A 14,007-nucleotide genomic window follows, 5' to 3' on the forward strand; every position below is an offset into this window, starting at 1 on the left:
CTTTCACTATCCTTTCAATGATATAACTTCCACTTCTTTAGAAATAAGGTGCTGCATTAAATTTTTTGGTAATGGCTCATCTGTTATTACGCCATCAATTCCAGAAAAATCAATTTTAAATGCAGTCTTTTTATTAACTTTGGTAGTATCCATTAATAAGTATACTTTTTCGGAATTTCTGATAATCTCTTGTTTCATGTAAACATCTGTAAGTTCTGAGTAAAAGACACCTGCTTCCGTTATTCCTGTCCCTCCAATAAAAGCAAAATCAAAATTAAATTGTTTGAGTTGATCTAAAACGGGCTCACCGGATAGCACGCGCGAATGGAAGTGGAAAAAGCCACCGAGCAGGTATACTTTATTATTTTCTTTCTGAGATGCGGATATTGCATTATCCATAGAATTAGTCACTACTACTAAATCATTTTGCTCAAGGTCTGAAGCCAAAAAATTAACTGTGGTTGAAACATCTAAATAGATTGTCATATGATTTTTTATTAATTTACCAGCTGCATAAGCGATTCCCTGTTTTTGTTTACTCTGTTGAACTAACCTATTTGTATAGCTTTCTATTTGTGGTTTTAAAATTGGTTGTGACACACCACCTGGATAGCGTTCAGCCAAACCACTTTCGACTAGTTTTACAATATCACGTCGAGCTGTATCTTTTGAAATGGAAAAAATGCGCATGAGTTCTTCCTGAGAAATAGTTTTCTGGCTCTCTAGCAACTTCAGTTCTTCAAGTATTCTTTCTTTTTGGTTCATAATATCGCCACCTATTATAATCTATTTTAAGTTTTTTTATATTTTTTATAAGTATTTATAATTTTATTATATACTATATTAAGCTTATGTCAATCCGGTATTTTTTACACCTAGCTTCACATAAAGCGGATTCCCCAAAAAGGTTAACTCTAGAAGGTTTTAATACTTGCTTCAAATTTTGTTCATTTTGAGTCACAACTTAATGTGGGTTATAATGAAAGTAATTGTGTTTGATAGGGGCATTTAAAAAAGGAAAGTCAATAAAAATAAATCGAAACAGCAACGTAGAGGTGAAAAAATGACGAGGAAGATAAAGTTGGTTATTATATTGGGTGTGATGATTGCCTTACTTGTTGTGGGGTGGTTTGCTGGAACGCGGTTGACTGTAAAGCAATATGATGTTACATCCACTAAAATCGAAAAAGAAATAAAGCTGGTACAATTATCTGATTTGCATTTTAGTGAGTTTGGTGAAAATAATAGTAAACTTGTAGCAAAGGTGGAAGAATTGAAGCCAGATGTAATTGCGATTACTGGAGATCTCTTTGATGAGCAAGGTGATAGTGTTCCCAAGTCATTAGTAAAGCAATTAACCAAAATTGCCCCTGTGTATTTTTCGCCGGGAAATCATGAATATGATGTTAAGGATGCTTATGAAGATGACTACAAGCTTTTTTTGAAAGAAGCGGGTGTCATTAACCTAGAAGATAAAACCGCAACAATTGACGTAAATGGTCAAAAATTTCAAATGTCTGGTTTGCGTAGTAGTGCGAAGTTAACGTTCGATTATCCCTATTACGAAGAGGGATTAGCAGAGATTAAAAAGCAACAAGATCCTGCTTATTATCAAGTATTGCTATCGCATATGCCAGATTATTTTGAGTTATATGTTGCAAGTGATTTTAATTTAACCTTAAGTGGACATACGCATGGTGGAATTATTCGGATTCCTTACACTAATATAGGGGCTATTGCGCCAGGACCTCAACGCTTAATATTACCAAAATATGTTTACGGAGAACATACGAAAAATGGCAAGAAGATGATTATTTCCGCAGGGCTTGGAGCAGGAAGTTTTCATCAAAAGGCCTTTCCTAGGTTAGGAAATCCGTATGAAATAGTGGAAGTGATAATACGTCCTAAATAGAAGAAAGAGCCGAATGATTTCCGTTCAGCTCTTTCTTTTATTTAAATATATGATCCAAGTTTGTATGTTCTTCAGTTTCGCAGTTACATGCTTTTTCCAATTCGCAACCGCCACACTTTCCTTCTTTACTACGCTTAATAAATTTAATAATTGCATAGACAGTATAACCAAAAATGGCGCCACCTAGTAGTAAATTAACGATAATACTCATCCTAAAGAGCCTCCTTAAACGAATAGACTTCCAATCTGATATACAAGAAAGACAATTACATATGCAGTGACAAGTGGATAGACTACAGAAAAGGCTGTCCATTTCCACGAAGTTGTTTCTTTTCGAATAGCGGCAACGGTTGCTAAACAAGGAATATACAGTAGAATAAAGAGCATAAAACAGTAAGCGGAAAGTGGCGTATAAAAGGAACTAACCACACTTCCGAGGGAGCTTTCACCAACTGTATAAATGATAGCCATCGTTGAAACAACTACTTCTTTTGCAAGAAATCCTGGAATAAGAGTTGCACCAGCTTGCCAAGTTCCAAAACCAAGTGGAACAAGTAAAGGTGCAATTATACCACCGATAATAGCTAGGAAACTTTCACCCATTGGGACATCAAATCCAGATGGTCCGGCATAATTAAGTAACCAAATAACGACGGAACCAGCAAAAATAAATGTTCCAGCTTTCCGTAAAAATCCTTTTCCTTTTTCCCATGTACTACGCCATAAAGTCTTAAGAGAAGGAAGACGATAAGGCGGAAGTTCAACAACAAAAACAGAATTATCTTTTTTAAGTAATGTTTTTGAAAGAATTTTAGTAACAATTAGGGCTATTAAAATACCGATAACATAAAGCGACAACACAACAAGTGCTTGATATTTCTCAAAAAATACGCCCACAAAAAGTGCATAAACTGGAAGACGTGCGGAACAAGACATAAAAGGTGAAACGAGTATGGTTAGTGTTCGTTCCTTTGATTCTTCAATGGATCTTGCCGCCATAATTCCCGGAACATTACAGCCAAAACCGATAATCATTGGAATGAATGCTTTACCATTTAGACCGAAAAGCTCCATTATCCGGTCCATAACAACAGCTATTCGCGCCATATAGCCAGAGTCTTCTAAAACTGATATAAAGAAGAAAATGACAAGAATTTGTGGTACAAAGACGAGAACTCCACCAACACCTGCGATAATTCCGTCTGTAATCAAATCGATTATAAAGCCAGATGCACCAATAGTTGTTAAAGCAGAAGTTACCCAGTCAGTGAACGTACCGCCAATAAAACCATCCAGTAAATCTGATAGCGGAGCACCAACCCAAGTAAAGGTTATTTGAAAGATTAACCACATAATTCCTAAAAAAAGAGGGATTCCTAATAATTTATGGGTGAAGATTCTATCTAGCTTATCAGACAAAGGAGTGTCAGAATTGCGAGTATATTCAACTGCGGTTAAACAAATATCGTGAATATAATTGGCACGAATTTGATGGAAATGATTTTCTATATTGCCATCAAGTGCTTTATCAAGTTCGTTTCGAATAGTAATGAGTTGTTCGAAATTAGGAGTCATTTCTAAAAATTCTTCGGTAACTTCATTTTTAGAAAGAAATTGTACTGCTAGCCAGCGTGATTGTTTAGGCGCGATAACTCCTTTTGTTAATTCCATAATGGTACTAATAGCTTTTTCCGCTAAATCTCCATATGGCAAAACAAGGGGAATTGCTGGAGCTACATGTTTTTCAGATAAAGTAGTAAGAATATCATCTGTACCTTTACCTGATCTAGCAACGACTGGTAAAATGGGAATTCGTAATTTTCTCGCAAGATTTTGGATGTTTAAATGGATACCGCGTCCTGTCGCAACATCAATCATATTAAGGCCCATGACAACAGGCGCGCCAAACTCAAGTAATTGAATCGTTAAATTTAAGTTTCGCTCAATTTGCGAAGAATCGACAATATTTAACATACAATCAAATTTTTCTTCTAATAAAAAACGTGTAACAACTGTCTCGTCTCGGGAAATCGGATTTAAATCATAAACCCCTGGTAAATCAATTAGTTTACCCGTTTTTGAACGTAAAGTACCGACTTTCTTTTCAACCGTTACTCCGCTCCAGTTTCCAATATATTCATAGGAGCCAGTTAGTGCATTAAATAAAGAGGTTTTTCCTGTATTCGGGTTTCCGAGTAAACAATAGGTGTTTTGACTCATCTGCGTTCCACCATTATGGCACAAGCATCACATTGCCGAATACTAATATATTGTCCCTTTGTCTCAAATGTACATGGTCCGCCGAATAATCCTTTTTGTTTGATACAAATTTCACAACCCTCATCGCAACCAAGTGCAAGTAAGCGGCGTTTAAGCATGGAATTTTCTAGTTTAAACTCAGCAATGCGAACTTTATCACCGACGGCAGTTTCATTTAATTGCATAATCAAACAGGCCTCCTTTTAAATTATGTAATGAATATGATAATCATTATCAACTATGTTCATCTTATCACGAATATCTTTTAATATGAAGCTTTTTTTTCGATTTAATTATGTAAGTGGCAAAAAAGTATGATATAACAGTAAAAAAATTCTTAAAAAGAGAGGGGAGTTTTTCTTAATATCATGCCTTTTTACGTCTGTATTGATACACGGAAATAAGTAGCAGTGCTGTTTTTAATTGGTTTTTACCTATCAAGTTGCTTGTTTTTATAGTAAAATAGTATCTATAACATTTTATATTAATGGAGGAAAATAACACATGAGCGATTTATTTACGACGATTAAAGGACAAGTTACTGGGAAAAATGTGCGAATTGTACTTCCAGAAGGTACGGATGAACGTATTGTTGGAGCTGCAGCACGTCTAAAAAAAGAAAATATTGTTACACCAATTTTACTTGGAAATAAAAGTGAAGTAGAAGCTGTAGCAAAAGAAATCGGTGTTTCTATTGAAGGGATTGCTATTCACGAACCTGCAACAGATCCACTTTTTGATGAATTAGTGGCTGCATTTGTGGAACGTCGTAAAGGTAAAGCAACAGAAGAAGCTGCTCGTAAAATGCTTGCAGATCCAAATTATTTTGGAACAATGCTAGTATACACGGGTAAAGCGGAAGGATTAGTAAGTGGTGCAGCTCATTCAACAGGCGATACAGTTCGTCCAGCGCTGCAAATTATTAAAACAAAACCAGGCGTAAGTAAAGTGGCTGGAGCAATGATTATGGTTCGTGGAGAAGAGCGCTATTTATTCAGTGATGTAGCAATCAATATCGCACCAGTTGCAGCAGACTTGGCTGAAAATGCAATTGTTAGTGCAGAAACAGCGGCAATTTTTGGCATTGACCCGCGTGTTGCCATGTTAAGTTTCTCAACTAAAGGTTCCGCTAAATCTGATGAAACAGAAAAAGTAATAGAAGCAACGATACTTGCAAAAGAAAAAGCACCAGCGTTAACACTTGATGGTGAATTCCAATTTGATGCGGCTTTTGTTCCAACTGTTGCAGAGAAAAAAGCACCTGGTTCCGTAATTAAAGGTGATGCAAATGTATTTATTTTCCCAAGTTTAGAAGCAGGAAATATTGGTTATAAAATTGCTCAACGTTTAGGAAACTTTGAGGCTGTTGGTCCTATTTTACAAGGCTTAAACGCACCTGTTAATGACTTATCTCGTGGTTGTAATACAGATGATGTTTATAACTTAACATTAATTACAGCAGCACAAGCAGTTAATAAATAATTAGCAAAAAGCAGTAGATTCGCTACAATCTACTGCTTTTTTTATACAATTTTTTCTAAAAAGTACCGCATCCAGCGATTATCATCCGTTAATTCAGGGTGGAAAGCTGTTACAAGAATATTAGCTTGTCTAGCTGCAACGATTTTTTCATCCACTGTTGCTAATATAGTTACATCACTAGTTGCAGATACTAAGTAGGGGGCACGAATGAATATAGCTTCAAAGGGAGTAGGCCCAAAAACATCTACAGATAAATCTGCTTCAAAACTTTCTTTTTGACGACCAAAACCATTTCGAACAGATACTGCATCCAGTAAACCTAAACTTTCTTCACCACTTTGCGTTTCCTTAGATAAGAGGACAAGTCCAGCACAAGTGCCAAAAATAGCTTTCCCTTCTTTAGCGAATGCTTGAATAGGCTCCATTAAATGATAATGCTTCATTATTTTGCGCATCGTTGTACTTTCTCCGCCAGGCAAAATAAGTCCATCTAGTCCAGCTAAATCATCTGCATGCTTTACTTTTTTTGCAAGAGCACCAGCGGATTCAATCATGCGAACATGTTCATCCACCGCTCCTTGAATTGCAAGAACACCAATTGTTTTCATCTTAAAAACTCCGATCTTGCATGCGATCTTCTGGATTTAGGCGGGATATTTCGATTCCTTTCATCGGAGAGCCTAGTTCTTTTGAAAGTTTTCCGATTAATTCATAGTCAGTATAATAAGTAGTTGCTTGGACAATAGCGTTAGCAAATTTAGCTGGATTATCTGATTTGAAGATTCCTGAACCGACAAATACGCCATCTGCTCCGAGTTCCATCATTAAAGCAGCATCAGCCGGAGTAGCGATTCCACCAGCAGCAAAATTAACAACAGGCAGTTTACCAAGTGTTTTAATTTCTTTAATTAGTTCATAAGGCGCACCAAAATTTTTCGCAGCAACCATTAACTCATCATCTGTCATGCCTGCAATTTGGCGGATTTGGCCATTGACTTGACGCATATGACGTACAGCTTCTACAATATTACCTGTTCCGGGTTCTCCTTTAGTACGAAGCATGGCAGCACCTTCACCAATTCGACGTAATGCTTCACCAATATCACGACAGCCACAAACGAATGGAACAGTGAAATCAGATTTTAATAAATGGAATTCGTCATCGGCAGGAGTTAATACTTCACTTTCATCAATATAATCAACACCCATTGCTTCTAAAACGCGTGCTTCTGTGATATGGCCAATACGTGCTTTTGCCATAACAGGAATTGAAACAGCATTCATAACTTCTTCAACAATACGAGGGTCAGCCATACGAGCTACTCCACCAGCTGCGCGAATATCAGAAGGAACACGTTCAAGTGCCATAACAGCAACTGCACCAGCATCTTCGGCAATTTTTGCTTGTTCTGCATTTACTACATCCATAATGACGCCGCCTTTTTGCATTTGCGCCATTCCGCGTTTTACTCTGTCAGTACCAACTTTTTTTTCCATATTAATAACCTCCATCAACTTAATTGAAATTACCTGATTATTATGATAAGATAAAACCCATTTCGTATAAACGGCCAATTGGATGTTTATTTCACCATCCAATTTTAAATAGGGGGAAAGTGCATGTGGCAGCTAAATTCAGTTTCTAAGTTACCGATTTATTTGCAGATTGTTGATTTAATTGAAACGAAAATCATGAATGGTGAACTTTTGCCAGAAGAAAAATTACCACCTGAAAGAAAACTTGCTTCGATGTTTGGGGTAAATCGCTCTACAGTTGTGCGTGCATTAGATGAATTAACTGCACGTGCAGTCATCGTTAGAAAACAAGGAAGCGGGACTATTGTAAATGCGGAAAAATGGGGACTTTTTGCAGGGCAGTCGACGAATTGGCGCCATTATTTAACGCAAGGAGGCTTTACGCCAACTGTACCTTATATGCGCCAAATTGGAATAACGGAGAAAAACCACTCAGATAAGATGCTTGATGCAGCAACCGGGGAACTTCCACTTGAAATGACGCCAAAATTAAAAACACCAAGCCTCTCATGGCAGTCATTTATTGCGGAAGAACAGTTAGAGGATGCGGCAGGTTATCAGCCACTTCGAGAGACAATTGAAAAACAAATGAAGGAATCGTATGGTTTAAATGTTAGACCAGAACAAATTTTGATAACGTCTGGAGCCCAGCAAGCCTTATTTCTTATTACACAATGCTTATTAAAACCTGGAGATGCTGTTGCAATAGAATCCCCTTCATACTTTTACTCTTTATCATTATTTCAATCTGCCGGGCTAAGGATTTTCGCTTTACCAATGGATTCAGAAGGCATAATTATTTCGGAATTAAAAGATTTATATCATAAACATCGGGTGAAAATGGTGTTTATCAACCCAACTTTCCAAAACCCAACTGGGCTAGTAATGAGCCTGCAAAGAAGAAAGGAACTCGTGCAAGTTTGTGCTCATCTGCAAATCCCAATTGTGGAAGATGATCCATTTTCGGAGCTTGCTGCATTAGATGAAAATATCCCAGTTCCACTTAAACAATTGGATATGGAAAATGTTTTATATATTGGTTCACTTTCAAAAATCATGGGTTCGACGACGCGGATTGGTTGGTTAATCGGTCCGGCTGCAGTTATTGAACGACTAGCGCTTGCTAGAAATGAAATGGATTTTGGATTAAGTATTTTTCCACAAGTTTTAGCAAATGCTGTTTTAAATACAGCTGAATATGATGTGCATTTAAAGCAGTTGCAGCAAATTTTATTAGAGCGTAGGGACTATTTGATCAACGCTTTAGAAACAGTTTTGCCAAATGAACTAAGCTATCTGAAACCGGCGGGAGGTTTTCATTTATGGGTGCATTTGCCAGTAGCGTTTCGCTCAATTCGTGACTTCGATATTTTCGCGAAAAATAATTTACTCATTATGCCAGGATTTTTATTTGGTATAAAAGAAACCATTATCCGTATTACCTTTGCTAGATTAGGTGAAAAAGAGGCTAACAAGGTAGCGGAAATTATAAAAAAAATAGTGATAGAAAATAAATTATTTCATCAATAAAAAGTGCGCTAAAGCTGATTAAAAGCCTTAGTGCACTTTTTTTATCTATTCTTCTAAAATCTTCTATTCTATAATAAAAAGGACGCCCCAAAAATGGATCATCACAAATAAATCTTTCTGCTAAAAGATAAGTTGTGATGAATGAGCATTTTTATGTAAGGGTTATCATTTACTATTAAGTTAAGGGAGGGGAAAGTAGATGGAACAGAATTGTAAGGAATTAATTACTTATCTGCTCTTGAATCGGCAAGTAAATCTTAGAAATGTTTCTAAAAACTTCAAAGTAACAAAAGAAGTAATCAGCGAACAAATTACACAAATAAACCATCTACTAAAGTCAGAACCAATATTAATTGACCATGATATGATTTTTGTCACAGATTTATGTAGGGAAGCATGTTATCGACTTTTAACAGCTGAGGAGCAACAGTTATTTTCGTTTTACGAGGTGAATATCAGGCGCAAACTTATCATGATTAAACTATTGCTGCATAATCATTATATGTCACTAGGAGCACTTGCTGAGTACGTCTATGTAAGTAAAAATACAATGCTGACAGATGTTAAAAGTATTAAAGAAAATTTGCATGAGTTTGAAATCCAGTTAGATTATTCACGAAAAGATGGCTATGCAGTTTCTGGATCTGAATTTCTTATTCGAAATTTGCTTGCTGAACTAATTCGCGAAGTAGTCCAAACACCGTATGGTAAATTCGTCCTTGATGAAAAGAAAATCATCACTGTAAACGAAGCATATTTACTAAAAAAACGGCTAGAGAAAGTAGAAAGCAAACTGCAAATTACTTTTACGGATGAACAGGTAGAAGAGTTACCCTATATTCTTCATGGAATTATCAAACGTTCTAAAGTTACCGAAAAAAAATGGACTTTTAAAATTGAGATGTATGACATTAAAAACACCCGTGAATTCCCGATTATGAAGGAAATGTTTTGGGGGTATGATTTTTTAAGTGAAAATGACTTGCTTTACTTATCGTTGCAAGTACTTGCATCTAATTTAGTCGAATCGGCACTTCATTTCTCAGACAGTGAAGAAATTGCCTATGCGGTTGATGAGTTTATCCGTTTACTTGAAATGTACTTTGCCATCGAAATAGTAAAGAAAAACGAGTTTAAAGAAAAAGTGATTTTACATGTCCGACCAGCGATTTATCGAACAATTTTAGGTTTTCAAATTAATAATCCACTTAAAAAGCAGTTTATAAATGAATACACCCCAACATTTAATATTGTAAAAAAAGCTTCAAAACCGTTTGAAAAGCTGGTCGGTCATGCTTGGTCGGAGGAAGAAATCGTTTATCTTTCAATGATTGTACTTGGGTGGATGTATCAGATAGAAGAAACAGAACAACCTATTTTTCGGGCAGTGGTTCTTTGCAAAAGCGGAACATCTATTTCAAAGTTACTACTCGAAAACTTAAAAATGATGTTTCCGAATATTGATTTTCAAGGGGCTTATGCAGTCAGACAGTTAAATACGGTTGCAAGAGATATTGATTTTATTTTCACTACCGTACCAGTTCAAAGTGACGCGACGATTTTTGTTATTCCTTCCATTTTAAACAAAGAAAGCCGTCAGATTCTTCGAGAACAAGTAAAAAAAGCAATTGAAATGGATAGCCATAAAAAAACAAAAGAACTTCTCGCAATGTTAAAAGATGAAATCCCCGAAGAAAATATTCGTTTAGTTCAAGCTAAAGTAGAGTCTTTTTTTAGCAAAAAAGAAATAGCGGTGGAAAAACAAGAACCAGCAGAGCTACAAATTGAAGCTGGCCAAATTCATTTTTTAGAGAATAAGTCTAATTGGGAAGAATTGGTTCAAAAGGCATTTGCCCCTATGTTGGAGCGAGGAACAGTTGACTTGTGCTACATCAGAACATGCGAAGAAATATTCTACCAAAATTATGAACAAATGATGATCGGTCCCAATGTTTATTTACCACATGCAAAACCAGCGCAAGGAGTAATAAAGCAAGATATTCAGTTAATGATTTTAAAAACAGCTGCTAAAACACCAGGAAAACAATTAGTCAAAATGATGATTGCGCTCGCACCATCCGAACAAAATAAACATATTCCATTGTTACTAAAACTAAATGAAGTATTTTTACAACCAGAAAAATTGACAAAAATTGTTGCTTCTACTAATAAACAAAAAATTGTTGAAATCCTTGAAAGGGGGTGAGCGGTACGTGGATTACCATGATTTATTTCAAAAGGAGCTAACCCTGATAAATTCTACTTACCAAAATCAGGCAGAACTTTTTGAATGCACAAGTAAAATTTTAGAAAAAGAACAGTATGTAGAAGCGACTTTTAGAGAGGCAGTAACGGATAGAGAAGTCATTTTCCCTACTGGATTAGAAATGAACGGTATTAAAATAGCTATTCCTCATACAGATACTATTTATGTGAAACGGCCTTTTGTACTTGTGAACAAACTAGCTACCCCAATCCCCTTTATTCAAATGGGAACGAGCGAGAAATGGATTAATGTGGAAGTTATTTTTATTCTTGGGATCAAACAACCGAAAAATCAAGTTCCACTGCTTTCAAGTATCATGGAAAAATTTATGGAAGCGTCATTTGTGGAACAGCTTAAGGAAATAAATGATAGTGCGATATTATGTGATTTTCTAAAAAAACAATTTGGAGAGTGATTACAATGAAAAAAGTTATCGTGGCATGTGGTTCAGGAGTAGCAACAAGTCAAACTGTGGCATCAAAAGTAGAAAGAATTTTAAAGGAAAGGGGAGTTCGTGCAACAGTAGAAGCAGTGGACATTAAGTCGCTAGATCAACATGTTAAAACAAGTGATGTGTATGTTGCAATTACAAAAGCAAATAAGGAGTACGATATTCCAACACTTAATGGTATCGCCTTTTTGACTGGTATGGGAATGGAAGAAGAGACAGAAAAACTAATTAACGCCTTAAAATAACAAGCTAGATAAGGGAGCGTGGAAAAATGGAGTCATTACAATCAGTAATACAATTTATTTTAAATCTTGGAGCGGCTGTTTTTGTTCCAGCATTAATGATTATTATTGGACTAATTGTACGGATGAAAGTAAGAGATGCTGTGAGTGCAGGGATTATTCTAGGGGTTGCTTTCCTAGGGATGAATATTGTTATTGGCTTTATGATTGAAGCATTAACTCCAGCAGCACAAGGTCTTGCAGAAAGAACTGGAATTAATTTAAGCATTTTAGATGGTGGCTGGACATCCATGGCTACACTTGCATGGGCATGGCCGTTTGCGTTCTTGATGTTCCCACTTCAACTAGGAATTAATGCGATTATGCTAGTCATCAATAAAACAAAAACCTTAAATGTCGACTTATGGAATGTTTGGGGAAAAATTTTGACAGCGGTATTAATTATCGGCGTAACAAATAATGTATATTTAGCATTTATTGTAGCTGGAATTCAAATTGTAACAGAACTAATTCTTTGTGATGCTAATCAACGCCAAATTCAAGAGTTAAATGGAATTCCTGGTGTGACAGTTTCACATGGTATGATGATTTTCTGTATTTTCTTAATGCCAATCGATTGGTTGCTGAAGAAAATTCCAGCCCTTCGTAAAGACATGGATGCGAATGCTTTAAAAGATAAAATTGGGATATTTGCAGAAAACCATGTGATGGGATTTATCATTGGTGGGCTTTTAGGTATAGCTGCAGGTTATGATGTAGCGAAAACATTGATTCTAGCCATGCAAGCTGCTGCAGCCCTTACATTATTCCCAATGGTTGCCAAATTATTTATGCAAGCATTGTCTCCACTTTCTGATGGTATTTCAGAGTTTATGAAACGTAAATTTAAAAATCGGGAATTGTTTATTGGATTAGATTGGCCCATTTTAGCAGGATGTAGCGAAGTTTGGGTTGCTATCGTACTTATGGTGCCGGTAACGCTTATATTTGCTCTTATTTTACCAGGAAACGGTGTACTTCCATTTGCTGGGATACTAAATATTTCGTTATGTGCACCAGCCTTAATTGTCACAGGTGGAAACCTAATTCGGATGATTATTCTTGGTATCGTTACTACACCAATTTTCCTTTATGTATCTACTTTCTTCGCAGGAACAATTACGGATTTAGCGCATTCTACGGGAGCGATTTCTCTTAAAGAAGGACAAGAAATCACATGGAGCACGCTTGAATATCCTGTCTTCCGTTATATTTTTGCAGAGGCTAGTCAATTTACGATTTTAGGTTTTATTTTTGTCGCAATATGGGTACTATTACTAGTATTTTATGTGAAAATGATGAAAAAACGAACAATTGAACTAGAAAAAGCCAGTTCTTAAAAAGCAGGAGTGATAAGATGATTTACACAATAACGTTAAATCCAGCAATTGATCGATTACTTTTCATTCATGGTGAGTTAGAAAAAAGGAAGACGAATCGGGTCATAAAAACAGCTTATGATTGCGGAGGAAAGGGACTTCATGTTTCAGGAGTACTAGCCAAATTTGGCATTAAAAATGAAGCACTTGGAATTGCGGGATCAGACAATCTTGACAAACTGTATGCCATTCTAAAAGAAAAGCATATTAACCATGATCTTCTTGTTGAAGCTGGAACTTCGACAAGAGAATGCTTCGTCGTCCTTAGTGATGACACAAATGGCAGCACAATGATACCAGAAGCGGGTTTTTCAGTAAGTCAGAAAAGCAAAACCAATCTTTTAAAACAAATCGCTAAAAAAGTTAAAAAAGAGGATATGGTGGTGATTGCTGGATCTCCGCCTCCTCATTATACATTATCTGATTTTAAAGAACTACTAAGAACTGTTAAGCGTACTGGCGCTTTTCTAGCATGTGATAACTCCGGTGACTATTTAAAGCTAGCTGTCGAAATGGGCGTAGACTTTATTAAGCCAAATGAAGAGGAAGTTGTGGCGATTTTAGCGAAAAAGACAAATTCCTTAGAAGAAAATATTCGCGCATTAGCTGAAAAAATCCCCTATTTAGTCGTTTCACTTGGAGGGAAAGGATCTATTTGTGCACATAATGGCAAATTATATCAAGTGATTCCGCCAATTGTAAAGGAACGAAATGATACAGGGGCAGGGGATGTCTTTGTAGGTGCATTTATTGCTGGAATCGCGATGGAAATGCCCATTATGGAAACGTTAAAAGTGGCAACTGGATGCTCCGCTAGCAAAGTGATGCAGCAAGACAGTTCAAGTTTTGATTTAGAAGAAGCTGGACAATTAAAAAATCAAGTTAGTATTATACAATTAGAGGAGAGATAA

14 protein-coding genes are annotated in these 14,007 nt (G+C 36.2%); 8 read left to right on the forward strand and 6 right to left on the reverse strand.

The window, feature by feature from the left end:
• Positions 1 to 6: 6 nt before the first annotated feature.
• Positions 7 to 765 (reverse strand): DeoR/GlpR family DNA-binding transcription regulator, encoded by a 759-nt coding sequence (locus HCJ50_RS07665; protein WP_185346096.1) that lies wholly within the window; start codon positions 763 to 765, stop codon positions 7 to 9.
• A 298-nt stretch (positions 766 to 1,063) separates the two neighbouring features.
• Here HCJ50_RS07665 and HCJ50_RS07670 point away from each other — a divergent pair, with 298 nt between their 5' ends.
• A complete protein-coding gene (locus HCJ50_RS07670) occupies positions 1,064 to 1,912 on the forward strand; it encodes a metallophosphoesterase (protein ID WP_185346099.1) in 849 nt (282 codons plus the stop codon).
• Positions 1,913 to 1,949: 37 nt separating this feature from the next.
• Here HCJ50_RS07670 and HCJ50_RS07675 read toward each other — a convergent pair whose 3' ends face one another.
• From HCJ50_RS07675 to HCJ50_RS07685, 3 genes are read right to left on the reverse strand one after another with little or no spacing between them, the layout of a single operon-like run.
• The gene (locus HCJ50_RS07675) at positions 1,950 to 2,123 is read right to left on the reverse strand and encodes a FeoB-associated Cys-rich membrane protein (protein WP_185346101.1); all 174 of its coding nucleotides are present in this window, start codon (positions 2,121 to 2,123) and stop codon (positions 1,950 to 1,952) included.
• 14 nt (positions 2,124 to 2,137) lie between these two features.
• The gene (feoB, locus tag HCJ50_RS07680) at positions 2,138 to 4,132 is read right to left on the reverse strand and encodes a ferrous iron transport protein B (protein ID WP_185346103.1); all 1,995 of its coding nucleotides are present in this window, start codon (positions 4,130 to 4,132) and stop codon (positions 2,138 to 2,140) included.
• Complete coding sequence (locus HCJ50_RS07685) at positions 4,129 to 4,356, reverse strand: FeoA family protein (RefSeq protein WP_185346105.1); 228 nt, start codon at positions 4,354 to 4,356, stop codon at positions 4,129 to 4,131. The genes feoB and HCJ50_RS07685 overlap by 4 nt, the downstream gene beginning before the upstream one ends.
• Positions 4,357 to 4,675: 319 nt before the next feature.
• On the opposite strand from HCJ50_RS07685, the gene pta reads away from it, so the two are divergent.
• Entirely contained in the window at positions 4,676 to 5,653 is a 978-nt protein-coding gene (gene pta / locus HCJ50_RS07690; protein WP_185346107.1) for a phosphate acetyltransferase, read from the forward strand.
• Between the two features lie 41 nt (positions 5,654 to 5,694).
• Here pta and pdxT read toward each other — a convergent pair whose 3' ends face one another.
• Both pdxT and pdxS read right to left on the reverse strand, forming a co-directional pair.
• On the reverse strand, positions 5,695 to 6,261 hold the full coding sequence (gene pdxT / locus HCJ50_RS07695) for a pyridoxal 5'-phosphate synthase glutaminase subunit PdxT (protein WP_185346109.1): 567 nt from the start codon (positions 6,259 to 6,261) through the stop codon (positions 5,695 to 5,697).
• Position 6,262: 1 nt separating this feature from the next.
• Positions 6,263 to 7,150, reverse strand: coding sequence for a pyridoxal 5'-phosphate synthase lyase subunit PdxS (gene pdxS, locus HCJ50_RS07700; RefSeq protein ID WP_185346111.1), 888 nt, complete (start codon positions 7,148 to 7,150; stop codon positions 6,263 to 6,265).
• Between the two features lie 123 nt (positions 7,151 to 7,273).
• On the opposite strand from pdxS, the gene HCJ50_RS07705 reads away from it, so the two are divergent.
• The 6 genes from HCJ50_RS07705 (at position 7,274) to HCJ50_RS07730 (ending at position 14,007) form a co-directional block, all read left to right on the forward strand.
• Positions 7,274 to 8,719 (forward strand): aminotransferase-like domain-containing protein, encoded by a 1,446-nt coding sequence (locus HCJ50_RS07705; RefSeq protein ID WP_185346113.1) that lies wholly within the window; start codon positions 7,274 to 7,276, stop codon positions 8,717 to 8,719.
• A 199-nt stretch (positions 8,720 to 8,918) separates the two neighbouring features.
• Positions 8,919 to 10,925 (forward strand): BglG family transcription antiterminator, encoded by a 2,007-nt coding sequence (locus tag HCJ50_RS07710; RefSeq protein WP_185346115.1) that lies wholly within the window; start codon positions 8,919 to 8,921, stop codon positions 10,923 to 10,925.
• Positions 10,926 to 10,932: 7 nt separating this feature from the next.
• Complete coding sequence (locus HCJ50_RS07715) at positions 10,933 to 11,400, forward strand: PTS sugar transporter subunit IIA (RefSeq protein ID WP_185346117.1); 468 nt, start codon at positions 10,933 to 10,935, stop codon at positions 11,398 to 11,400.
• 5 nt (positions 11,401 to 11,405) lie between these two features.
• Positions 11,406 to 11,681: a PTS sugar transporter subunit IIB gene (locus tag HCJ50_RS07720; protein ID WP_185346119.1), complete on the forward strand. Its 276-nt coding sequence runs from the start codon at positions 11,406 to 11,408 to the stop codon at positions 11,679 to 11,681.
• 26 nt (positions 11,682 to 11,707) lie between these two features.
• A complete protein-coding gene (locus HCJ50_RS07725; protein WP_185346121.1) occupies positions 11,708 to 13,057 on the forward strand; it encodes a PTS galactitol transporter subunit IIC in 1,350 nt (449 codons plus the stop codon).
• Positions 13,058 to 13,074: 17 nt separating this feature from the next.
• Positions 13,075 to 14,007: a 1-phosphofructokinase gene (locus HCJ50_RS07730; protein ID WP_185346123.1), complete on the forward strand. Its 933-nt coding sequence runs from the start codon at positions 13,075 to 13,077 to the stop codon at positions 14,005 to 14,007.

This window comes from Listeria immobilis, assembly GCF_014322765.1.
In the GTDB taxonomy this organism is placed as follows: domain Bacteria; phylum Bacillota; class Bacilli; order Lactobacillales; family Listeriaceae; genus Listeria; species Listeria immobilis.

Excerpts from the sequence above, each read along its gene's own strand:
- HCJ50_RS07720 (WP_185346119.1), top strand. The coding sequence starts at position 11,406 with ATGAAAAAAGTTATCGTGGCATGTGGTTCAGGAGTAGCAACAAGTCAA.
- HCJ50_RS07705 (WP_185346113.1), top strand. The coding sequence starts at position 7,274 with ATGTGGCAGCTAAATTCAGTTTCTAAGTTACCGATTTATTTGCAGATT.
- HCJ50_RS07725 (WP_185346121.1), top strand. The coding sequence starts at position 11,708 with ATGGAGTCATTACAATCAGTAATACAATTTATTTTAAATCTTGGAGCG.
- pta (WP_185346107.1), top strand. The coding sequence starts at position 4,676 with ATGAGCGATTTATTTACGACGATTAAAGGACAAGTTACTGGGAAAAAT.
- HCJ50_RS07730 (WP_185346123.1), top strand. The coding sequence starts at position 13,075 with ATGATTTACACAATAACGTTAAATCCAGCAATTGATCGATTACTTTTC.
- pdxT (WP_185346109.1), bottom strand. The coding sequence starts at position 6,261 with ATGAAAACAATTGGTGTTCTTGCAATTCAAGGAGCGGTGGATGAACAT.
- HCJ50_RS07685 (WP_185346105.1), bottom strand. The coding sequence starts at position 4,356 with ATGCAATTAAATGAAACTGCCGTCGGTGATAAAGTTCGCATTGCTGAG.
- feoB (WP_185346103.1), bottom strand. The coding sequence starts at position 4,132 with ATGAGTCAAAACACCTATTGTTTACTCGGAAACCCGAATACAGGAAAA.
- pdxS (WP_185346111.1), bottom strand. The coding sequence starts at position 7,150 with ATGGAAAAAAAAGTTGGTACTGACAGAGTAAAACGCGGAATGGCGCAA.
- HCJ50_RS07675 (WP_185346101.1), bottom strand. The coding sequence starts at position 2,123 with ATGAGTATTATCGTTAATTTACTACTAGGTGGCGCCATTTTTGGTTAT.
- HCJ50_RS07665 (WP_185346096.1), bottom strand. The coding sequence starts at position 765 with ATGAACCAAAAAGAAAGAATACTTGAAGAACTGAAGTTGCTAGAGAGC.
- HCJ50_RS07670 (WP_185346099.1), top strand. The coding sequence starts at position 1,064 with ATGACGAGGAAGATAAAGTTGGTTATTATATTGGGTGTGATGATTGCC.
- HCJ50_RS07710 (WP_185346115.1), top strand. The coding sequence starts at position 8,919 with ATGGAACAGAATTGTAAGGAATTAATTACTTATCTGCTCTTGAATCGG.